This window comes from Streptomyces thermocarboxydus (assembly GCF_024760485.1).
Classification (GTDB): domain Bacteria; phylum Actinomycetota; class Actinomycetes; order Streptomycetales; family Streptomycetaceae; genus Streptomyces; species Streptomyces cellulosae.
Genome location: NZ_CP058273.1, coordinates 268,564 through 289,397, shown reverse-complemented (window position 1 = coordinate 289,397; position 20,834 = coordinate 268,564). Strand labels below are relative to the sequence as shown.

16 protein-coding genes are annotated in these 20,834 nt (G+C 72.5%); 8 read left to right on the top strand and 8 right to left on the bottom strand.

The window, feature by feature from the left end; translation table 11 throughout:
- The first annotated feature begins 381 nt into the window (after positions 1-381).
- From AY578_RS01310 to AY578_RS01300, 3 genes are all read left to right on the top strand, one after another.
- Complete coding sequence (locus AY578_RS01310; protein ID WP_258901713.1) at positions 382-4,134, top strand: S8 family serine peptidase; 3,753 nt, start codon at positions 382-384, stop codon at positions 4,132-4,134.
- A gap of 106 nt (positions 4,135-4,240) precedes the next feature.
- Positions 4,241-5,245, top strand: coding sequence for a helix-turn-helix domain-containing protein (locus tag AY578_RS01305; RefSeq protein ID WP_019525695.1), 1,005 nt, complete (start codon positions 4,241-4,243; stop codon positions 5,243-5,245).
- A 156-nt stretch (positions 5,246-5,401) separates the two neighbouring features.
- Positions 5,402-6,103 (top strand): response regulator, encoded by a 702-nt coding sequence (locus AY578_RS01300; RefSeq protein ID WP_019525696.1) that lies wholly within the window; start codon positions 5,402-5,404, stop codon positions 6,101-6,103.
- Positions 6,104-6,139: 36 nt separating this feature from the next.
- Here AY578_RS01300 and AY578_RS01295 read toward each other — a convergent pair whose 3' ends face one another.
- Together AY578_RS01295 and AY578_RS01290 are read right to left on the bottom strand one after the other, a co-directional pair.
- Positions 6,140-7,357: a serine hydrolase domain-containing protein gene (locus AY578_RS01295; protein ID WP_019525697.1), complete on the bottom strand. Its 1,218-nt coding sequence runs from the start codon at positions 7,355-7,357 to the stop codon at positions 6,140-6,142.
- Between the two features lie 173 nt (positions 7,358-7,530).
- Positions 7,531-8,025, bottom strand: coding sequence for a nucleotide triphosphate diphosphatase NUDT15 (locus AY578_RS01290; protein WP_019525698.1), 495 nt, complete (start codon positions 8,023-8,025; stop codon positions 7,531-7,533).
- A gap of 253 nt (positions 8,026-8,278) precedes the next feature.
- On the opposite strand from AY578_RS01290, the gene murQ reads away from it, so the two are divergent.
- The 3 genes from murQ (at position 8,279) to AY578_RS01275 (ending at position 12,003) form a co-directional block, all read left to right on the top strand.
- Positions 8,279-9,229: an N-acetylmuramic acid 6-phosphate etherase gene (gene murQ, locus AY578_RS01285; RefSeq protein WP_019525699.1), complete on the top strand. Its 951-nt coding sequence runs from the start codon at positions 8,279-8,281 to the stop codon at positions 9,227-9,229.
- A gap of 39 nt (positions 9,230-9,268) precedes the next feature.
- Complete coding sequence (locus AY578_RS01280; RefSeq protein WP_019525700.1) at positions 9,269-10,786, top strand: PTS transporter subunit EIIC; 1,518 nt, start codon at positions 9,269-9,271, stop codon at positions 10,784-10,786.
- Between the two features lie 542 nt (positions 10,787-11,328).
- Positions 11,329-12,003: a lytic polysaccharide monooxygenase auxiliary activity family 9 protein gene (locus AY578_RS01275; RefSeq protein ID WP_475360434.1), complete on the top strand. Its 675-nt coding sequence runs from the start codon at positions 11,329-11,331 to the stop codon at positions 12,001-12,003.
- A 101-nt stretch (positions 12,004-12,104) separates the two neighbouring features.
- On the opposite strand, the gene AY578_RS01270 is transcribed toward AY578_RS01275, so the two are convergent.
- From AY578_RS01270 to AY578_RS01250, 5 genes are all read right to left on the bottom strand, one after another.
- Positions 12,105-12,842, bottom strand: coding sequence for a hypothetical protein (locus AY578_RS01270; RefSeq protein ID WP_019525702.1), 738 nt, complete (start codon positions 12,840-12,842; stop codon positions 12,105-12,107).
- A 71-nt stretch (positions 12,843-12,913) separates the two neighbouring features.
- Positions 12,914-13,660, bottom strand: a complete 747-nt coding sequence (locus AY578_RS01265) for an SDR family oxidoreductase (RefSeq protein WP_215047935.1) — start codon at positions 13,658-13,660, stop codon at positions 12,914-12,916.
- A gap of 60 nt (positions 13,661-13,720) precedes the next feature.
- Positions 13,721-15,451 carry an L-aspartate oxidase gene (locus AY578_RS01260; RefSeq protein ID WP_258901711.1) on the bottom strand — a complete coding sequence of 577 codons (1,731 nt, stop codon included), beginning with the start codon at positions 15,449-15,451 and terminating at the stop codon, positions 13,721-13,723.
- 180 nt (positions 15,452-15,631) lie between these two features.
- Positions 15,632-16,057, bottom strand: a complete 426-nt coding sequence (locus AY578_RS01255; protein ID WP_019525705.1) for an OsmC family protein — start codon at positions 16,055-16,057, stop codon at positions 15,632-15,634.
- A 98-nt stretch (positions 16,058-16,155) separates the two neighbouring features.
- The gene (locus tag AY578_RS01250; RefSeq protein ID WP_258901709.1) at positions 16,156-17,052 is read right to left on the bottom strand and encodes an RNA polymerase sigma-70 factor; all 897 of its coding nucleotides are present in this window, start codon (positions 17,050-17,052) and stop codon (positions 16,156-16,158) included.
- A gap of 366 nt (positions 17,053-17,418) precedes the next feature.
- Here AY578_RS01250 and AY578_RS01245 point away from each other — a divergent pair, with 366 nt between their 5' ends.
- Positions 17,419-18,303 carry an endonuclease/exonuclease/phosphatase family protein gene (locus AY578_RS01245; protein ID WP_019525707.1) on the top strand — a complete coding sequence of 295 codons (885 nt, stop codon included), beginning with the start codon at positions 17,419-17,421 and terminating at the stop codon, positions 18,301-18,303.
- A 14-nt stretch (positions 18,304-18,317) separates the two neighbouring features.
- On the opposite strand, the gene AY578_RS01240 is transcribed toward AY578_RS01245, so the two are convergent.
- On the bottom strand, positions 18,318-19,871 hold the full coding sequence (locus tag AY578_RS01240; protein ID WP_078504618.1) for an MFS transporter: 1,554 nt from the start codon (positions 19,869-19,871) through the stop codon (positions 18,318-18,320).
- Positions 19,872-20,066: 195 nt separating this feature from the next.
- Between AY578_RS01240 and AY578_RS01235 the strand changes: the two genes are divergently transcribed.
- Entirely contained in the window at positions 20,067-20,831 is a 765-nt protein-coding gene (locus AY578_RS01235) for an ABC transporter ATP-binding protein (RefSeq protein WP_215187953.1), read from the top strand.
- The last annotated feature ends 3 nt before the right edge of the window (positions 20,832-20,834 follow it).

Sequence of the window (20,834 nt, the reverse complement as noted above, 5' to 3'; positions counted from 1 at the left end):
ATCCGGTCCGGGCCGTCGAGCAGCGCGGACCCACGGCGGGACAAAGCCTCAACTCCTCAGCGACGGGGCCTTAGAGACTGTCCCCCGTACGCGTTCATGACGCGTCGCCAGCCTGCTGAAAGTTCGTTGATCGTATCAGTCTCCGGAAGCCAACATGCCTGATGCCGGTGGCACTTGACTTCCCTTACGAGAAGTTCACAGTGGCGGCCGCCGTGTCGCCGTTGCGACATGTCCCACCTGTGCCAGCGCGAAACGGTGACACGGCCCGCACCGGCGACCGAACCTGTGCAGCACCGACGGCACCGCGGGCCGCGTGAACAGCACAACGACGCGACGCGTCGCACGACGCGTACGACGAAGGGCACAGGAGTGAGACGACGAATGCGTATCGCGGCAGCCGTCGCGGCAGGGGCAACCCTGTCCGCGGGCGCCGTGACACCGGTCGCGGCGGGAACGGCCGGGCCCACCGCCCCGGCACGGGCCGCCGCACCGGCGGCCGACAGCGGCGCCACCGTGCGCCTGATCACCGGCGACCTGGTCACCGTCCGCACGGACGTGAACGGCCGCCGCACCGCCTCGGTGACCCCGGGGGAGGGCCGCCGGCACCTTCTCTTCCGCACCGTCGAGGAGGACGGCCACCTCACCGTCCTGCCCTCCGACGCGGAAGGACTCGTCACCGCCGGACGCCTGGACCGCGGCCTGTTCGACGTGACCGCGCTCATCGCCCAGGGGTACGACGAGGCGCACACCGACACCCTCCCGCTGATCGTCGCCGACGGCGCGGGCGTGCCCGACACCTCGCTGCGCCGCCTCACCGGCCTGGCCGCCGAGGGCACGGAGGTCCGCCGCCTGGAGACCATCGACGCCGACGCCGTCCGCGTCCCCGCGGGCGACCTCTCCACCTTCTGGAAGCGCCTCGCCCCCGCCGCGGACGGCGCCGCGCGCGCCGCCGCCGTGCCCCGGGTCTGGCTGGACGGCCGGGTGCGGGCGACGCTGGACCGCAGTACCGCGCAGATCGGCGCCCCGGAGGTCTGGAAGGGCGGTCACCGGGGCGAGGACGTCAAGGTCGCCGTGCTGGACACCGGCGCCGACGCCTCCCACCCCGACCTGGCCGGACGCATCGGCGAGGCCGAGGACTTCTCCGGCAGCTCCGGTACCGGCGACGTGTTCGGGCACGGCACCCACGTCGCCTCGATCGTCGGCGGGTCCGGCGCGGCCTCCGGCGGCGCCCGCAGGGGCGTGGCGCCCGGCGCGGACCTGCTGATCGGCAAGGTCCTCGGCGACGACGGCTTCGGCACCGAGTCGCAGGTCATCGACGGCATGGAGTGGGCCGTCGCGCGCGGCGCCGACGTGGTCAACATGTCGCTGGGCTCCGACGCCCCGAGCGACGGCACCGACCCGATGAGCCGCGCCCTGAACGAACTCTCCGCGTCCTCCGGCGCGTTGTTCGTCGTCGCCGCCGGCAACGCGGGACCGGGCCAGGGCACCATCGGATCGCCCGCCGCCGCGGACGCCGCCCTCACGGTCGGCGCCGTGGACCGCGACGACTCCCTCGCGGACTTCTCCAGCCGCGGCCCCCGGACCGGGGACGGCGCCGTCAAGCCCGACGTGACCGCTCCCGGCGTGGGCATCGTCGCCGCGCGCGCCGCGGGTACGACGATGGGCCAGATCGTCGACGCCTCGTACGTGGCCGCCTCCGGCACGTCCATGGCCGCCCCGCATGTGGCGGGCGCCGCCGCGCTGCTCGCCCAGCAGCACCCCGACTGGACCGCGAGCCGCCTCAAGGACGCCCTGACCAGCACCGCCCGCCTGATCGACGGTCAACGCGTGACCGAGCAGGGCGGCGGCCGCATCGACGTCGCCGCCGCGAGCCGCACCCCCGTCCTCGCCACCGCCGGCCTCTCCCTCGGCACGTACACCGCCGACGACACCGGCACCCGCACGCACACCGTCCGCTACACCAACGTCTCCGGCCGGGACGTCACCCTCGACGTGCGGACCGCGCTCGCCACCAGCGGCGGCCGGGAGGCCGCCCACGGGGTGCTGACCCCCGCCGCCCGGACCGTCACCGTGCCCGCCGGCGGCACCGCCGACCTGCCGCTCACCGTCGACCCGGCCCGCGCGGAACGGGGCGCCTACTACGGCCATGTGACCGCCACGGCCCCCGACGGCTCGGTCACCGTGCACACCACGATCGCCCTGACCGTCCGCGGCCCCGTGCACCGGCTCAAGGTCGTCTCCTACGACAACGACGGCAACCGCGTCGAAAACCTGCCCATGATCTGGGGCGCCGAGGGCTTCGTCGGCTACACCGACCGGGAGAACGCCGTGGCCGAGGTCGAGGAGGGCACCTACCAGCTCACCTCCGGCGGCGTCGAGCGGACGGGCGACGGGAAGGAGGTGCTCCGCCAGGTCGTCCTGCCCGAGATCAAGGTCACCAAGGACACCACCGTCGTGGTCGACCCGCGCAAGACGGTGAAGGTCGAGATCCGCACCCCCAAGCCTGCCGAACAGCGCGGCGTCCTCAGCTACCAGACGTACCGGAAGATCGACGGGCACGCCTGGATCGACGGCACGATGTACTTCGACATCGCCACCGCGCTGTACGTCAGCCCGACCACCCAAGTCACGGACGGCACATTCGAGTTCGCGTCCCGCTGGCAGCTGGTCGCCCCGCTGCTCGAAGCCGGCGTGACCGGCGGCCCGGACCTCGACGCCTACTACATGCCCGAGTCGCCCCTGTTCGACCAGCGGGGCGAGCGGCTCCAGGCCGTGGACGCCGGTGCCGCGGAGGCACCCGACTTCCGCAAGGCGCGGGGCCGGCTCGCCGTCGTCACCGACGAACAGGGCATCGCAGGGCCGCAGTTGGCCGAACGCGCCGCCCAGGCCGGCGTCCGCGCCGTGCTGGTCGTCAACTTCTCCGCCACCGGCTGGACCCGCTGGACGCCCCACGGCGACCGCTGGAAGGTGCCGGTCGTGCGCGTCGGCTCCGAGGAGGGCGCCGACCTGCTGAAGCGCGTCGCTCGGCGCACCACCACCGTCACCTTCGGCGGCACCGCCCGCAGCCCCTACCTGTACGACGTGATGCAGATCAGCGAGGGACGCATCCCCGACCGCGTGGTGCACACGGTGTCGGAGCGCAACAGCGCCGTGATCCGCTCGGAGTACCCGGACAACGGCGGGGTGGACTGGGCCGCCGAACAGCGGTTCGCCCGCCGCCCGTACCAGGAGTTCGCCTGGCTCCAGTACACCCGCCACGTCCCCACCGCGTTCACCCGCACCGAGTACGTCACCTCCGGCACCACCGAGTGGGATCACGTCGTGAACTACCGGACGGTCGGTGACGTCGACTCGCCGCTGAACACCGGGCTCCTGGACACGCCCCGCACCTACCGTGCCGGTGAGCAGGTCCGCGAGCGGTGGCAGGGCGCCGTGGTCCGGCCCGGCATCCCGCGTGCGGGCGTGCCCGCCAGCGTCCGCGACGGCGACGTCCTGCGGCTGCGGATTCCCGAGTTCACCGACTCGGACCCCGGCCACTGGTCCCGGTTCACCCCCGGCGGCGACGGCGGCGTCGGCGTACGGGCGCCGGCGACGGAGACGGCCGAGGCTCAGCTCTACCGCGACGGCCGCAAGGTGGCCGACCTCGCCGACGCCTGGCGCGACGTCGAGGTGCCCGGCGGCGACGCGGAGTACCGGCTGCGCCTGCGCACCGCCCGTGACTCCGCGGAGTGGGCGTACGCCACGGCGACCGACACCACCTGGGAGTTCCCGTCCGGCACGGTCACGGGCCAGGCGGCGCTGCCGCTGCTCCAGGTCGACACCGAGGTACCGGCCGACCTGCGCAACACCGTCGGCCCCGGCCGCACCCACACCCTCCGGCTGACGGTCCGCCACCAGGACGGGCTCGCCGCGCCGCGCGGGGTGCGCACCACGGTCGAGGTCTCCTACGACGACGGCCGGCACTTCACCGAGGCGCCGGTGCGCGCCGGGAAGGGCAACACCTTCACGGCCACCGTCACCCGGCCCGCCGGGGTCCGCGGCGACGCCGCCGTGACCCTGCGCGTCACCGCGCGGGACGCGTCGGGCGCCGCGGTCCGCCAGACCGTGACCCGGGCGTACGGGCAGCGCGGCTGAGCAGGGACGGCGGGGGAACGGGGCACGGCCGCCCGTTCCCCCGCCGACTGTTGTACGGTATTCAACCGTTCAGGCGTTTGAATATCGTCGTGCGGGGGAGGGCGCCGTGACACTGGAGGCCGCCGGGGTCACCGGCACCGAGGAGACCGTCTACCGCCTGCTGGTGACGATGGGCCGGGCCACCGCCCGCGAGGTCGCCGACCGGGCCGGCCTCGAACCCGAGCACACCCGGCACGTGCTGGACGCGCTCGCCGCGAAGAACCTGGTCAGCCAGAGCGACGGACTGCCCCGCCAGTACCGCCCCACCCCGCCCGACGTCGCCCTGCTGCCCCGCCTCAAGCGCCGCGCCGACGCGCTCGACCTGGCCCGCGCCGAGGCCACCGCCCTGCTCGAGTCCTACCGCGAGACCATGCGCCGCCAGGACCTCGGCCAGCTCATCGAGGTCATCACCGGCGCGGAGGCGCTGCGCCAGCACCTGCGCCAGATCCAGGACGGCGCCCGCGACGAGATGCTGTGGTTCTGCAAGGCCCAGTACGTGGCCATGCCGTCCGGCAGCAACCGCGCCGAGTTCGACGCGCTGGCCCGGGGCGTGCGCTACCGGGTGTTGTACGAGAAGGCGTTCTTCGACGACGAGGGCGCCGTCGATAACGTTGTCGAGGGGGTCAGGGCGGGCGAGATGGCCCGCGCCGTGCCGGATCTCCCGCTGCGCCTCGCGGTCGCGGACCGCGCCATCGCGATCTGCCCGCTGGTCCCGGGCGGCCCCGACGGCAGCCCCGAGGAACCCACGTCCGCGCTGGTCCGCGACAGCAACCTGCTCGCCGCGCTGGTCGCCCTCTTCGAGCGGTACTGGGAGGACGCGGTCCCGCTCGACGTCGACGACACCGGCGCCGTCTCCGGCACGGACGCGGCGGGCGTCCCCGACCCCCTCGGCGCGACGGACCGCCGCCTGCTCGCCCTCCTTGTCGCCGGCGTCGCGGACAAGGCGGTGGCCACCCAGATGGGCCTCAGCCGCCGCACGGTGCAGCGCCGCATCCAGCGCCTGATGGAACTCGCGGGCGCGACCACCCGTATGCAGCTCGCCTGGCAGGCGGCGCGGCGAGGATGGCTGTAAGGGGAGTTGCCATGGCCGCCGGGCCGGGCGAGGCTGATCGCAGGGGTGCAGGCAGGCCCCCGCGTGGGTGATCAGGGCCGAACGGCCCTGGTACGGCGGCCCCGGACGGGCCAGGATCCTGGTGGAACACCCCCGCGCACAGCAAGGAGCATTTCGATGGCGGACGGCGAGCAGCCCGGCCCCGACGACGGGCAGATCCGTGTCTTCCTCCTGGACGACCACGAGGTGGTCCGGCGCGGGGTGCACGACCTGCTGAACGACGAGCCGGACATCACGGTGGTCGGCGAGGCCGCCACCGTCGAGCAGGCCCTCGTGCGCGTCCCCGCCCTGCGCCCGCGTGTCGCCGTCCTCGACGTCCGGCTGCCCGACGGCGACGGCGTGACCGTCTGCCGGGAACTGCGCTCCCGGATGCCGGACCTGGCGTGTCTGATGCTCACCTCGTTCGACGACGAGGAGGCCCTGCTGGACTCGATCATGGCCGGCGCGTCCGGCTACGTCCTCAAGCAGATCCGCGGCTCCGACCTCGTCGAGGCCGTCCGCACGGTCGCGCGCGGCCAGTCGCTGCTCGACCCGAGCGCCACCACCAAGCTGATGGAACGCCTGCGCGGCGGCCCGCGGAAGGAGCAGGAGGAGGACGTCCTGCCCGGCCTCACGGAGCGGGAGCGGGAGATCCTCGAGCTGATCGGGGAGGGCCTCACCAACCGCCAGATCGGCCGGCGGCTCTACCTCGCGGAGAAGACGGTGAAGAACCACATCTCCCGCCTGCTCGCCAAGCTCGGCGTGGAGCGCCGCATCCAGGCCGCCGTGATCGCCACCGAGGCCCGGGACCGCCTGCGGCACGACGGAAACAGCCGCTGACGGGCGCGGGTTTCGCGCCCGTCAGCGCGCGAACGATCAGTCGCGGGCGATCTGCGGCGCGATGTCCTCCGTGAACCGCTCCGCGGAGGCGGCCGCCCGCCGGACCGCGGCCGCCGGATCGGTGCCGCAGAAGGACGCCTCCAGCGTGGCGCCGAGCGTGGTGTTCACCGTGCCGTTGTTGGAGGTGTTCGCCAGCGACGTCATGCTGCGCCGGCCGTCGCTCGTGGTGAAGGCGTACGTGTAGTAGCCCTGCACGGTGCCGGTGTGCCCGTACACCGTGGTGCCGCAGGACAGCGTCCGCCCGCGCAGCCCCAGACCGTACGACTGCTTGCCGTCGGCGGTGACCGGGACCGTCGTGGTCATCTCCCGCAGCTGCTCCTCGGGCAGCAGCTTCCCCGAGAGCAGCGCCGAGAAGAACCGGTTGAGGTCCTTGGCGTCCGAGATGACCGCGCCCGCCGACTGCGCCCAGGAGACGGTCTGCTCGGTGGAGTCCACCAGCGGCAGCGTGGTGTCGTCCTGCCGCAGGTAACCGCGCGCGTACGTGCCGGAGATGGTGGTCCGCGGGTGGACGTACGAGGTGTTCTTCAGCCGCAGGGGCGCGAAGATGCGCCGCTGGTAGTGCGTGGCGACGGGCGTGCCCGTCACATGCTCGATGATGGCGCCCAGCGCGACGAAGTTGGTGTTGGAGTAGCTGTACGCGGCGCCCGGCGCGTTGTTCAGCGGCTTCGCCGTCGACAGGTCGATCAGCTCCTGGTAGCTGAAGACCTTGTTCCGCACCGCCTCGAAGCCGGGGACGGTGTTGTAGAACATGTCGTTGGTGTAGTCGTACAACCCGCTGCGGTGGCTCAGGAGATGACGGACCGTGATGCGCTCGTCGGGCAGCGGCTCGGGCAGGTAGCGGTTGGCCGGCGCGTCGAGGTCGACCTTGCCCTCGGCGACGAGCTGCAGCAGCACCACCGTGGTGAACGTCTTGCTGACGCTCCCCACGCGGAACCGCCGCCCGGTGTCCATCGGCGTGTGCGCGGCGGTGTCGGCCTCTCCCGTGGCGACGTGGTAGCTGCGCGGCCCCTCGTCGATCCGGGTCAGCGCTCCGGGTGCGCCCTGGGACAGCGCCGTCCGGTGCACCGCGGCCACGGCGGCGACGTCGGGCGCCGGCAGCGAGGGCGCGGCGGAGTCGGCGAGGGCGGGGGACGCCGCCAGGGTGACGACCAGGGTGGAACCGACGAGTGCGACGCTCACGTCTTTGATCCGCATCCGCTTCTTTCCTGAGTGTGGGGGAGGAACAGGGCACCTGCGGCGACAACTACCGTGTCCGGCAAGGTGATTGACGTCATATCACAAGACCGCGGCGACAACGTTCGCATCGTAGTGCAGCCGCGCCCCGCCACCCCGCGCTTCAACCCGGCGTGGCGGGAACGGTGTTGCCCTCACCCTGCCGGCCGGACCGGGTAGTGGTGTGCCTTCGCCGCCCCGCGCGGCGAAGCCTCCGGCCACACGCAGTCCAGCACCGACGCCGACGGTCCGAACAGCGCCGACGGCACCGCGTCCCGCGCGAACCACTCCCAGCGCACGATCTTGTCCGGTTCCGTCACCTCGGGCGTGCCCTCCGCCCCCTCGGCGACCGCGGCGGCCGTCACCCGGGTGAGCCCGCGCAGGCCGTCCACCACCACGGCCAGGACCCGCACGGCCGTGGCCGGCACCGACAGCCCGGTCTCCTCCGCCAGCTCCCGCGCCGCCGCCGTCTCGAAGTCCTCACCCGGGTCCACCTTGCCGCCCGGCAGCTCCCAGCGGCCGTCGTGGCCGAGTCCCAGCAGGACGCGGCCCTCGGCGTCGAGGACGGCGACGCCGACCCCCGTCAGGCTGTGCGGCGTGGGGCGGACACGCTCGGGGCGCTCCGCGGCGAGGTCTCCGGTGCTGTTCACCGGTCCCTTCTACACGGTCACGGGGGTGTCCCGGTGTGAGGTGGCGCACGTCACCCGGTCCGGGCCTGTGGGAGGGGGTGACGTGGCGGCGACAGTAGTGGAATGGGCCATTCCGTGTGGATGCCCGTGAGGAGTGCGACCCGCCGCGAAGTCGTGATCGGACCTTTGCACGACGACCCTTGACGGGCGCGATGGCTGAAAATATCTTTCAGGATCAAGTGATCGACCGAAAGTAAATTTCGACCCCGGGAGAGTGACGTCCGTGCCCGCCGCAGACGCCGTGGAGAGCGGCCGGTTGCGTGAGCAGCTGGCCACCATGACCACGGAGGCGTACCGCCCGGAGCTGGCGGACATCGACCGCCTGCCCACCCTCGACATCGCCCGCTTCATGAACGCGGAGGACGCCACCGTCACCACGGCCGTCGCCTCCCGGCTGCCGGAGATCGCCGCCGCGATCGACGGCGTCGCCGCCCGCATGGCCCGCGGCGGCCGGCTGGTCTACGCCGGCGCCGGCACCGCGGGGCGGCTCGGCATCCTCGACGCCTCCGAGTGCCCGCCCACCTTCAACACCGACCCCGCCCAGGTCGTCGGCCTCATCGCGGGCGGCCCCACGGCCGTGGTCAACGCCGTGGAGGGCGCCGAGGACCGCGAGGACGCCGCCCGTGCCGACCTCGACGCCCTCGCCCTCACCGCGGACGACGTGGTCGTCGGCATCTCCGCCTCGGGCCGCACCCCGTACGCCGTCGCGGCCGTACGCCACGCCCGCGCCCTCGGGGCGCTCACCGTCGGCCTGTCCTGCAACGAGGACAGCGCGCTGGCCGCGGCCGCCGACCACGGCATCGAGGTGGTGGTCGGCCCCGAGACCCTGACGGGCTCCACCCGGCTCAAGGCGGGCACGGCGCAGAAGCTGGTGCTCAACATGATCTCGACCATCACGATGATCAAGCTGGGCAAGACCTACGGGAACCTCATGGTCGACGTCCGCGCCTCCAACGAGAAGCTCAGGGCGCGCGCCCACCGGATCGTCTCCCTCGCCACCGGCGCGCGCGACGAGTCCGTCGAGACCGCCCTCGCCGACAACGACGGCGAGGTCAAGAACTCCATCCTCACCCTCCTGGCGTCCGTGGACGCCCCCACCGCAGCCCGCCTGCTGCAGGATGCCCACGGGCACCTGCGGAAGGCACTGGAAGCCGCAGCCGCCTGACGCGGCCTGCCCCACCTCACAGCAAGGCATGACCGCACCATGAGCGAAGAGAACAAGCATCGCGCCACTGCTGCCGCCATCCTCCCCCTGGTCGGAGGCGCGGCGAACGTGACGTCGGTGGCCCACTGCATGACCCGGCTCCGGCTGGGCCTGCGCGACCGGTCCCTCGTCCAGGAGGAGGCACTCAAGGCACTGCCGGCGGTGATGGGGGTCGTCGAGGACGACACCTACCAGATCGTGCTGGGCCCGGGCGCCGTCGCCCGTGTCACCCCGGAGTTCGAGGCCCTGGTGGCCGAGGAGCGGGCGGACGCCCCGGAGGAGCCCGCCGCTCCCGCGGGCGGTTCCGACCCCGTGACCGCCGAGGAGCTGGCGGCGCAGGGGGCGGCGCTCCGCGCGGAGCGGAAGGCGAAGAACGCCACCCCCTTCAAGCTGTTCCTGCGGCGCATCGCGAACATCTTCGTGCCGCTCATCCCCGCGCTCATCGGCTGCGGCATCATCGCCGGCCTCAACGGCCTGCTCGTCAACCTCGGCTGGCTGCCCGGGATCACCCCGGCGCTGGCCGCCATCGCCTCCGGCTTCATGGCGCTGATCGCCGTCTTCGTCGGCTACAACACCGCCAAGGAGTTCGGCGGCACACCGATCCTCGGCGGCGCCGTCGCGTCGATCATCGTCTACGCCAAGGTCGCCGACGTCGAGGCGTTCGGCCAGCACCTCTCGCCTGGCCAGGGCGGTGTCCTCGGTGCGCTGGCCGCGGCCTGCCTCGGCGTGTACGTCGAGAAGCGGTGCCGCCGCTGGGTCCCGGAGTCCGTCGACGTGCTGGTCACGCCCACCGTCACCGTGCTGGTCTCCGGTCTGGCGACGCTGTTCGGGCTGATGTTCCTCGCCGGTGAGGTGTCGTCCTGGATCGGCGAGGCCGCCGACTGGCTGCTCGCCCACGGCGGCGCGGGCGCCGGCTTCCTCCTCGGCGGTCTGTTCCTCCCGCTGGTCATGCTGGGTTTGCACCAGGCGCTCATCCCCATCCACACCACGCTGATCGAGGGCGCCGGCTTCACCGTGCTGCTGCCGATCCTCGCCATGGCGGGCGCGGGCCAGGTCGGCGCGGCCCTCGCGATCTACCTGCGGCTGCCCCGCAACACCTCGATCCGCACGACCATCAAGTCCGCCCTGTGGCCGGGCTTCCTGGGTGTCGGAGAGCCGCTGATCTACGGCGTCTCCCTGCCCCTGGGCCGCCCGTTCGTCACCGCCTGCGCGGGCGGCGCCTTCGGCGGCGCGTTCGTCGGCCTGTTCAACCAGCTGGGCACGGACGTCGGCTCCACGGCGATCGGCCCGTCCGGCTGGGCGCTGTTCCCCCTCCTCGACGGCAACCACGGCCTGGCGCAGACGATCGCCGTCTACGCGGCCGGCCTGATCGTCGGCTATGTGGCGGGCTTCGTGGCGACGTACTGGTTCGGCTTCACCAAGACGATGCTCGCGGAGCTGAACGCGGCGCCCGACGAGACGGCGCCGGCGTCCCCCGCCCCGGTGGCGGCCGAGGAGCGCGTCGCGGAGAAGGTCTGACCTCCGGCCGGGAGACCGGCCGCACGGACGGCGCCGGGCCGGCCCCTTCACGGGGGCCGGCCCGGCGCCGTTTCCTGTGTGCGCGGCTGTTGCCGCACATGGGTTGCCGGCCCGGTCGTCGAAGCGAAGGGCGACCCCGTTCCGTCGGCCCGGCGGCACCGCACCGCTCCCCCTCTCCCGAGCCCGCCGTGGCCCTCGTCCACGGCGCCTTCACCGATGCGACCCCGGCGTATGCGTCACCGAGTCGAGCTGGATGAGTTCGCTCAGTCGAAACATTTCGACGACGCAAAGCAGCTGTAATCGAAATTACCGGGATGAATTGAGGGTGATTCGATCTTGATCGTGCCTCAACCGGCCGCCTGAACAGGCAGGATGCGGCTGCCCAGTATGCGGATCATTCATGTCGGACGTGTTGGCCGACCGAATGCGGCCGAACGTCTCCCCGAAACCGTTTCGTTCGCTCCACGAAACCTGCACGCACGCCTTCTACCTTTGGGAGCGCTCCCATCAGGTTTCACCCACAGGATTGGAGTCATCCCCCCATGCACAACTCGCATTTATCCGCCGGTACTTCCCGGCCGACCGGACGCCGCCTCCTCCAGGCGTTCCTGATGCTGTTCGCCGTGCTGGCCGGCGCGCTGACGTTCTCGGGCACCGCCCAGGCGCACGGCTCCGTCGTTGGACCCGCCTCCCGCGCGTACCACTGCTGGGAGGAGTGGGGTAACGACCACATGAATCCCGCCATGGCGCAGGAGGACCCCATGTGTTGGCAGGCCTACCAGGCCAACCCCAACACCATGTGGAACTGGATGAGCATGCTCCAGGACGGCCTCGGCGGCCAGTTCGAGGCGCGGATCCCGAACGGCAAGCTCTGCAGCAACAACCACCCGAACTTCGAGAGCCTCAACAACCCGGGTCCGTGGACGACGACGCCCGTCGGTGACAACTTCACCATCCACCTGTACGACCAGGCGTCGCACGGCGCGGACTACTTCAAGGTGTACGTCAGCAAGCAGGGCTTCGACCCGAAGACCGAGGCCCTCGGCTGGGACGACCTGGACTTCATCACCCAGACCGGCCGCTACGCCCCGGCGAACGACATCACGTTCCCGGTGCAGACCTCCGGCTACTCCGGACACCACATCGTCTTCACCATCTGGCAGGCCTCCCACCTCGACCAGGCCTACCTGATGTGCAGCGACGTGGACTTCGGCTGAGCCGACGCCTTCGGCTGAGCCGACACAGCACGGAGCGGCACGCCGCGGCCCGGACGGGTGGTCCCTCACCCGTCCGGGCTGCGGCCCCGCGTGATGCGACGTCAGCGGTGCCGCATCCACACGTTCGGCTCCCTGTACACGCCCTCGCCCGACTCCCGGTCGATGTGCAGCAGCGTGAGGCCTTCCGGGATCACGTAGTCACCCGACTCCGGGAAGACCAGGCCCGTCCAGCGTTCCCACTCCGCGACCGTGCCGGTCATGGTCTGGGACGCCGGGGCGGCCGACAGCAAGGTGGCGCCCAGGCGTTCATGCGTGCGGATCCACGGGTCGAGAGCCGAGCCGTCCTCGCGGGTCCAGCGCATGTAGGTCTCGATCGGGGTCAGCGGGTACCGCGCCTTGGCCGTCGGACGGACCGGGGCGATCACCCGTTCCCAGCCGGCGTCCTTCGCCGCCGCACGCAGCGCCTTCAGCGTCTCCCCGGCCAGCCCGCGCCCCTTCAGCGACGGGGTGACGATCGCCCCGCAGATCACCAGCGTGTCCGGCGCGACGCCCCGCTCATGGCCCTCCACGGAGTGGACCAGCGCCTCGGTGTAGCCCGACGGCAGCGACTCGGGGCGGCCGTCCCAGCGGATCGGAACACCCCACCCCGAGGCCACCGGCACGCCGTCCTCGTCCACCAGCATCAGGTCCAGGCCGGCGAAGAACTCCCGCACCCTGCCTATGTAGTTCTTCACCAGCGGGTCGGCCGTGACGAACTCCGGAAACCCCTCGCTGAAGAGCTCCTTCAGGTGCGCCTCGTCCCACGCGCGCGCACCGGTCTTCTCGATCTTGAGTCGCATCGCCCGTTCATAGCACAGGGCACGCCTGTGGCCCTCGCCCGAAGACGAGGGCCACACCACGCGGCACGTGTCTACTGCTGCGCCGCCAGCCAGTCCTCGTACCGCGTCGTCGCCAGTTCCGCGTCCGGGCCCGGGAGGAGGGTGGACTCGGTCACGGGGGCGCCCGAGTAGCTCGCCTCGGGGTCCGTCACGATCTCGCGCGGGTCGCCCGCGGCCGACAGGGCCGTGCCGATGGGGTCGGCCAGGAGGAGCGCCTCGGGGCCGCCGACCTCGACCATGCCGTCGAGCGGGGAGGCGACCGCCGCGCGGCACACCGCCGCGGCCACGTCGTCCGAGGCCATCGGCTGGAACCTCGCCGGAGGCACCCGCACCGTCCCGTCGACCGTCGACAGGTCCGCGAGTCCCTTCATGAACTCGAAGAACTGCGTGGCGTGCACGATGGAGTACGGCATGCCGGAGTCCCTGATCAGGTCCTCCTGCGCCTGCTTGGCGCGGAAGTAGCCGCTCTCCAGGAGCCGGTCCGTCCCGACCACGGACAGGGCGACATGGTGGGCCACCCCCGCGTCCGACTCCGCCTTGAGGAGGTTGGTGGTCGACGTACGGAAGAACTCCATGACGTCGTCGTCCGCGAACGACGGCGAGTTCGACACGTCGACGACGACCGACGCGCCGTCCAGGGCCTCGGCCAGTCCCTCACCCGTCAGGGTGTTGACGCCGGTGTCGGGCGCGGCCGGCACCGCCTCGTGGCCCTCGGCCCGGAGCTGGGTGACGACCTTCGAGCCGATGAGCCCGGTGCCGCCGATCACTACGACCTTCATGAGTCGATTCCCTTCATGCTGTGGGTAGATGGGTGCGTGTGGGCGCCTGCGACGGCCCGCTCATTCCTGCAACCTGCCGTCCGTCGGCACCTCCTCCATCAAGGAGGCGATCTCCTCGGGGACCGGCGGGATGCTCTCCCGGGTGACGCCGGCCGCCGGCGACCACACGAGGTTGACCCGCAGTTCCTCCCTCATGTCCGGGTAGTCGCTGCGGTTGTGACAGCCGCGCGTCTCCCGCCGCTCCAGCGCCGCCTCGAGCGTGGCCCGCGCGGCCAGCACCGCCGCCTTGAGGTCGAAGGCGTGGGCGAGATCCTGGAAGCCGGCGATGTCCGGGTGGACCCCGACGTCCTCCATCCGCTTCTCGATCGCGGCGAGTTCGGCCAGCCCGGTGCGCAGCCCGTCCTCGTCGCGCACCACACCGGCGTGTTCCGTCATCGTGTTGCGGACCGCGCGCTGCAGCGCGCGGACGTTCTCCGGCCCGTCCGCCGCGAGCAGTCCGTCCACCTCCGCCCGCGCCTCGGCGACGGCCGCCGCCGATCGGGGCTGCGCGGTCAGCGACTCTGAGTACGCGGCGGCCGCCTGCCCGGTGATACGGCCGTACACCAGCAGCTCGATGAGGCTGTTGCCGCCGAGCCGGTTCGCGCCGTGCAGGCCGCTGGACGCCTCGCCGATCGCGTACAGGCCGCGCACGTCGGTGCTGTGGTCCTCCGGGCGCACCCACACCCCGCCCATCGAGTAGTGCGCCGTGGGCGCCACCTCGATCGGGTCGCGGGTGATGTCCCGCATCTGCAGGTCCAGCAGCGTCTGGTACACCCGGGGCAGCCGGTTCATGATCGTCTGCCGGGGCAGGTGGGAGACGTCCAGCCACACCCCGCCGTTCTCCGTGCCGCGGCCCTCCTTGATCTCCGTGTAGGAGGCCAGGGCGACCCGGTCGCGGGTGGACAGCTCCATGCGCTCGGGGTCGTAGCGGCTCATGTAGCGCTCGCCGAGCGCGTTGCGCAGCATGCCGCCCTCGCCGCGCGCGGCCTCGCTGACCAGCGTGCCGGCCGCGTTCTCCGGCTCGATGATCCCGGACGGGTGGAACTGCACCAGCTCCGGGTCGCGCAGCCGCGCCCCCGCCTCCACGGCCAGCCGGAAGGAGTCCCCGGTGTTCTCGTCCCGCCGCGACGACGTGCGCCGCCAGATCCGGGTGTGCCCGCCCGCCGCCAGGATCACCGCGTCCGCGTGCACCCGGTACCGCGTGCCGTCCTTCAGACCGAAGCCGTACGCCCCGAACACCGCGCCCTCGTGGGTGAGGATCCGCGTGATGTACACGCCCTCCAGCACCGGTATCCGCAGCTGCTCCGCGCGCCGGACGAGGGTGCGCTGGATCTCCAGGCCCGTGTAGTCGCCGGCGAAGGCGGTGCGGCGGAACTTGTGCGCGCCGAAGAAGCGCTGCGAGATACGGCCGTCGTGCTCCCGCGCGAAGGCCATGCCGTAGCGTTCCAGGTCGTCGATGCCCCGGGCGGCGCCCCGGGTGACGATCTCCGTGGTGCGCGGGTCGCCCAGCAGGTAGCTCTCCTTGAGCGTGTCCGCCGCGTGCTGCTGCCAGCTGTCCTCGGGGTCCATCGTGGCCAGGGCCGCGTTGATGCCGCCGGCGGCGAGGGAGGTGTGCGCGTCGTCCTTGGGGCGCTTGCCGACCGCGAGGACGTCGACGCCGGCCTCGGCCAGTTCGACGGACGCCCGCAGGCCGGCCCCGCCGGTGCCGATGACCAGCACCGTGGTGGAAAGACGTTGTTCGGTGGCAGCCACGATTGCTCCGATCGTCGAGGTGACTCACCGACTACGACCGGACGGCCGCCCGGGCTGTGACACCACCGCGACGTCGTACGCGTACCTTCCAGCATGCGCCCCGTACGGGAGGCGGTCGACCCGGCGCGGACGCGGCCGTACCCGCCGTCCGGCGACCGGACGACGGGCACCGGGGCGCGCTTACTCCGGCAGGGGAGCGGGTGCGGCGATTCGCCGTACCGTGGTCTCCACCGTCGGCACGGTCGTCACCGTCACGTCCCCCGTGATCAGCCGCTGCACCGGGCAGCGCCCGGCGACCTTCAGCAGCCGCTCCACCTGCGACGGGTCCAGCTCGCCGGTCAGCCGGACGTGCTTGACGATCTGCCCGCGCGGCCCGAACCGCGCGTCCACGCCGACATGGCCGAGCCCCCAGCCCTGCCGTGCCGCGTACGCGCGGACCGCCATCGACGTGCTCGACGCGAGCGCCGCGAGGAGCAGCTCCTCGGGGGTGGGTCCGGTGTCCGCGCCGAGCGGTCCGGGTTCGTCCGCGGTCAGCAGGTGCGGTCCGACCGTGACGGTGCGGGCCGGCCGCCCGCCCTCACGCACGGACACGGTGCGTCCGGTCATGATGGTGCCTCTCGGTGGGTCCTGCGGGTCACCCACCAGACCGCGACGATCACGCGTATGTGACACACCGCCGCGGGGCCCGGTGCCGGGACCGGCCGTCAGGCGGCCAGCGACGTCACGTACGGCGCCAGCTTCTCCGGGTTCATCACCCACATGATGCGGCGGATGCCGTCCTCGGACGCGTCGACCGACAGCAGCGCCACCGGGTCCCCGCCGGCCGTGACGAGCACGGCGGGGCCGCCGTTGGCCTCCACCCACCGGGTCTCGGCCGGCGGCCAGAAGCGCGGCGCGAACGCGGCCAGGTACTTGGAGACGCGCAGGCGTCCGACCACCGGGATGCGCGAGGCGCCGCGGATGCCGCCGCCGTCGGCGTAGCTGACCACGTCGGCGGCCAGGACGTTCTCCAGCACCCGCATGCCGCCGGTCTGCGCCGCCGCGAGGAACACCTCGAGCAGCCGCCGGTGATCGGCCGGGCTGACCGGCTCCTTGCGCTCGGCCGACAGATGCTTGCGGGCGCGGCTCACCAGCTGCCGCGTGTTCGGCTCGCTCGTCTCGAGGATCTCCGCGACCTGCTTGTACGGGTAGTCGAACGCCTCCCGCAGCACATACGCGGCCCGCTCCACCGGGTTCAGCTTCTCCAGCAGGAGCAGCACCGCCATCTCCAGAGCCTCGGCCCGCTCCGCGCCCAGCTGCGGGTCGTGCCGGGTGTCGACCGGCTCCGGCAGCCACGGCCCGACGTACGACTCGCGCCGTACGCGCGCGGACTGGGCGACGTTGATGGCGAGGCGCGCGGCGATCGTGGTGAGGAAGGCGGCCGGTTCCTTGACGGCGGAGCGGTCGGTGTTCTGCCACCGCACCCAGGTCTCCTGGAGGACGTCCTCCGCCTCCGCGGCACTGCCGAGCACCCGGTACGCGATCCCGAACAGCTGAGGACGGGCCGCGAGGAATTCGTCCGTCGCCCGGTCCAGGGAATCGGATGCGTCCCGAGCGTCCATGGTCGCCCCTTCCGGCTCCGCGCTCACCATGCTACAAGCCGCCTCCACCCCGCGCGTCCGGGAGCCGGACGGGCCCACGGCCCTGTATGTGCACGCTACATCGGGCTCGTCCGGCGCCTCTGGTCAGCCCTCCGGGCCGTACCGGGCACGGGCCCGGACGACCGTCTCCGCAAGGCGCCGCGCCCGTCCGGGCCGGCTGGTCCAGGGCGGCCATCGCGATCGACACCGGTTCAACTCGGCCGGCCAGGAGCAGGCCGACCGGAAAAGGAACAGCCAAGGCACTCGGCACCCGCCCCCGCCTGTGCTTCCATGCGGTGTCGGCGCACTGACCGTGCGTCAACACCGCATCCGCAGACAGGAGAAGGCATGCCGCAAGGACCCAGACGTCCCGCCCGCACCGCCCGTGTCGCCGCCCTGCTCCTCGCCGCCGTCCTGTCGCTCACCGCGGCCCCGGCCACGGCCGCGGAGGACGCCGCCACGGCCGGCTCCCGCGCCCCCGCCGTGCCGCTCCGCGTGGCGACGTACAACATCCACGCGGGGGCGGGGGAGGACCAGGTCTTCGACCTCGACCGCACCGCCGCCGCCCTGCGCGACCTGCACGCCGACGTCATCGGTCTGCAGGAGGTCGACGTCCACTGGGGCGAGCGCAGCGCCTTCACGGACGAGGCCCGCGCGCTCGCCGGGAAGCTCCGTATGCGGGTCTTCTTCGCGCCGATCTACGACCTCGACCCGGCCACCGAGGGCGGGGAACGCCGGCGGTACGGCGTGGCCGTGCTCAGCCGCTATCCCGTGCTGCACGCCGAGAACCACGAGATCACCCGGCTGTCCACCCAGACCTCCGACCCGGTGCCCGCCCCCGCGCCCGGCTTCGCCGAGATCGAGATCCGCGTGAAGGGCGTCCGCACCCACGTCTACTCGACGCACCTGGACTACCGCGCCGACCCGTCGATCCGCGCCGCCCAGGTCGACGACATGCTCGGCATCCTCGCCGACGACCAGGGGCCGAAGATCCTGGTCGGCGACTTCAACGCCGAGCCGTCCGCACCCGAGTTGGCGCCCCTGTGGCACACCCTGCGCGACGCGGCGCCCGACGCCGGTCTCACGTATCCGGCGGTGGCACCGCAGAAGCGCATCGACCTGATCACCGTCTCGGACGGGATCGCCGTGACCGACGCCCGTACGCACGCCACCGACGCGTCGGACCACCGTCCGGTCGTCGCCGACCTGCGGCTGCCCCGCAAGGACCGCTGAGCCGAGCCTGCGTTCTACCCGGGCGGGACGCCCGGCCCGCCGCCCTGGAGACGTTCCAGGTCCGACGGACGGACCTGGATCGCCACCATCGCGACCAGGGCGGCGAGCCCGGCGAAGACCGCGGCCGTGACGAACGCGGCGGACACGCCGGAGGTGAGGACCTGGGCGCCCCACAGCCCGGGCAGTTCCCCCGTGCGCTGGAACTCCATCCGCTCGGCGGGGGTCGCCTGCTGCAGGAAGCGCGGGACCAGATCCTCCGCCTCGTTCCTGCTGGCCGTGCCGTACATGGTCACCAGGATCGACAGGCCCAGCGAGCCGCCCACCTGCTGCGTGGCGTTGAGCAGACCGGAGGCCGCGCCCGTCTCCTGCACCGGCACATTGGACAGCGCCATCAGGGTCAGCGACACGAACTCCATGCCCATGCCGAAGCTGAACACCAGCATCGGACCGAGCACGCTGCCCGCGTACGTGGAGTGCACGTCGGTCAGCGTCAGCCACGCCAGACCCGCCGCCGCGAACAGACCGCCCGCCACCATGAACGGTTTGGGGCCGTACACCGGCAGGAACCGCGAGGCCAGTCCCGCGCTGATCGCGATGACCGCGCTCACCGGCAGGAAGGCGAGGCCCGCCCGGAGGGGGCTGAAGCCCAGCACGTTCTGCACGAACAGGGTCAGGAAGAAGAACATGCCGAACATCGCCGCGGCCAGGCACAGCATGATCCCGTACGTACCCGCTCTGTTGCGGTCCGCGAACATGTGCAGCGGTGTGATCGGCTGCGGCGACCGCCGTTCCAGCAGCACGAACGCCACCAGCACGACCACCGCGGCCGCGAACGACGCCAGCGTCAGGGGATCCCGCCAGCCGTCCTGCGCGGCCCGGATGAACCCGTAGACCAGCAGCACCATGCCGGCCGTGGAGGTCAGCGCACCGACGACGTCGAAACGGCCCGGATGGCGTTCGGACTCCTTGATGTAACGCGGCGTCGCGAGGGCGATGAGCAGGCCGATGGGCACGTTGACGAACAGCACCCACCGCCAGTTCAGCCACTCCACGAGGATGCCGCCGGCCAGCAGCCCGATCGCGCCGCCGCCCGCGGACACCGCCGCGAACACCCCGAAGGCGCGGTTGCGTTCGGGTCCCTCGCGGAAGGTCGTGCTGATCAGGGCCAGCGACGTCGGCGAGGCGATCGCGCCGCCCACGCCCTGCAGCGCACGCGCCGCCAGCAGCTGACCCGCGTTCTGCGCGAGCCCGCCCAGCAGGGACGCCAGCACGAACAGCAGCACGCCGAAGATGAACACCCGCCGCCTGCCGAGGATGTCACCGGCCCGGCCGCCCAGCAGCAACAGCCCGCCGAACGTGAGGGTGTAGGCGTTGACCACCCACGACAGGCTGGCCGTCGAGAAGTCGAGGGAGCGCTGGATGTGCGGCAGCGCGATGTTCACGATGGTGATGTCCAGCACCACCATCAGCTGGCACGAGGCGATGACGAACAGGGCCATCGCGTTGCCGCGGCCCCGGCCTTCCCGTGCCGCCTCCTGCGTGGAGGCCGGTCGCGGACTGCTGGTCATATGGGGTCGCCCTTCCGGGAGTCCACCGTTCGACCGTACGCGGGCCCCTCACCGCCCACCACTCGATCAACGGCGGCCTCCGGACGGTAGCGCCTGCACCACCTGAAGTGGGCAGCCGGCTGCATGGGCGGCGGTCCGCGGCCGCCCTAGCGTCGGGGAGGTCCCCAGGAACCGCACCCGGAAGGGCCTCCGACCATGCCCCTGATCCCGGACGGCATCGCCGTCGCCCTCGAGCGCGTACGCAGGACGTACGGCGGTGACCAGTCCGTCGTGGCGCTCGACGACGTGAGCGCCGTGTTCCCGCGCGGCACGGCGACCGCCGTGATGGGACCCTCCGGATCCGGCAAGTCCACCCTGCTGCACTGCGCCGCCGGACTCGACCGGCCGGACTCCGGGCGGGTGCGGATCGGGCCCACCGACCTGTCGTCCCTGTCCGAGAAGAAGCTCACCGAACTCCGGCGCGCCCGCGTCGGCTTCGTCTTCCAGGCGTTCAACCTGATCGGCGCGCTGGACGTGGAACAGAACATCCTGCTGCCGTCCCGCCTCGCGGGCCTGCGCCCCGACCCCGCCTGGGTCGACGAGGTCGTCGCCCGGGTCGGCCTCGGCGAGCGGCTGCGGCACCGGCCCGCCCAGCTCTCCGGCGGCCAGCAGCAGCGCGTCGCGATCGCCCGCGCGCTGGTCACCCGCCCCGAGGTGATCTTCTGCGACGAACCCACCGGCGCCCTCGACACCCGCTCCGCGGCGGCCGTCCTGGACCTGCTGCGGTCCGCGGTCGACGCGTACGGGCAGACCGTCGTCATGGTCACCCACGACCCGGTCGCCGCGTCCTACGCCGACCGCGTCCTGATCCTCGCCGACGGGCGGATCGTCCGGGACATGGAACGCTCGAGCGCCGAACGGATCGCCGAACAGCTCGCCCTGCCCGGCCACCGCCGGCCCGTCGCGACCCGGGAGGGCTGACGC

Coding starts and splice junctions, on each gene's coding strand:
- AY578_RS01310 (WP_258901713.1), top strand. CDS start 382: ATGCGTATCGCGGCAGCCGTCGCGGCAGGGGCAACCCTGTCCGCGGGC.
- AY578_RS01300 (WP_019525696.1), top strand. CDS start 5,402: ATGGCGGACGGCGAGCAGCCCGGCCCCGACGACGGGCAGATCCGTGTC.
- AY578_RS01295 (WP_019525697.1), bottom strand. CDS start 7,357: ATGCGGATCAAAGACGTGAGCGTCGCACTCGTCGGTTCCACCCTGGTC.
- AY578_RS01280 (WP_019525700.1), top strand. CDS start 9,269: ATGAGCGAAGAGAACAAGCATCGCGCCACTGCTGCCGCCATCCTCCCC.
- AY578_RS01275 (WP_475360434.1), top strand. CDS start 11,329: ATGCACAACTCGCATTTATCCGCCGGTACTTCCCGGCCGACCGGACGC.
- AY578_RS01270 (WP_019525702.1), bottom strand. CDS start 12,842: ATGCGACTCAAGATCGAGAAGACCGGTGCGCGCGCGTGGGACGAGGCG.
- AY578_RS01265 (WP_215047935.1), bottom strand. CDS start 13,660: ATGAAGGTCGTAGTGATCGGCGGCACCGGGCTCATCGGCTCGAAGGTC.
- AY578_RS01255 (WP_019525705.1), bottom strand. CDS start 16,057: ATGACCGGACGCACCGTGTCCGTGCGTGAGGGCGGGCGGCCGGCCCGC.
- AY578_RS01250 (WP_258901709.1), bottom strand. CDS start 17,052: ATGGACGCTCGGGACGCATCCGATTCCCTGGACCGGGCGACGGACGAA.
- AY578_RS01245 (WP_019525707.1), top strand. CDS start 17,419: ATGCCGCAAGGACCCAGACGTCCCGCCCGCACCGCCCGTGTCGCCGCC.
- AY578_RS01240 (WP_078504618.1), bottom strand. CDS start 19,871: ATGACCAGCAGTCCGCGACCGGCCTCCACGCAGGAGGCGGCACGGGAA.
- AY578_RS01235 (WP_215187953.1), top strand. CDS start 20,067: ATGCCCCTGATCCCGGACGGCATCGCCGTCGCCCTCGAGCGCGTACGC.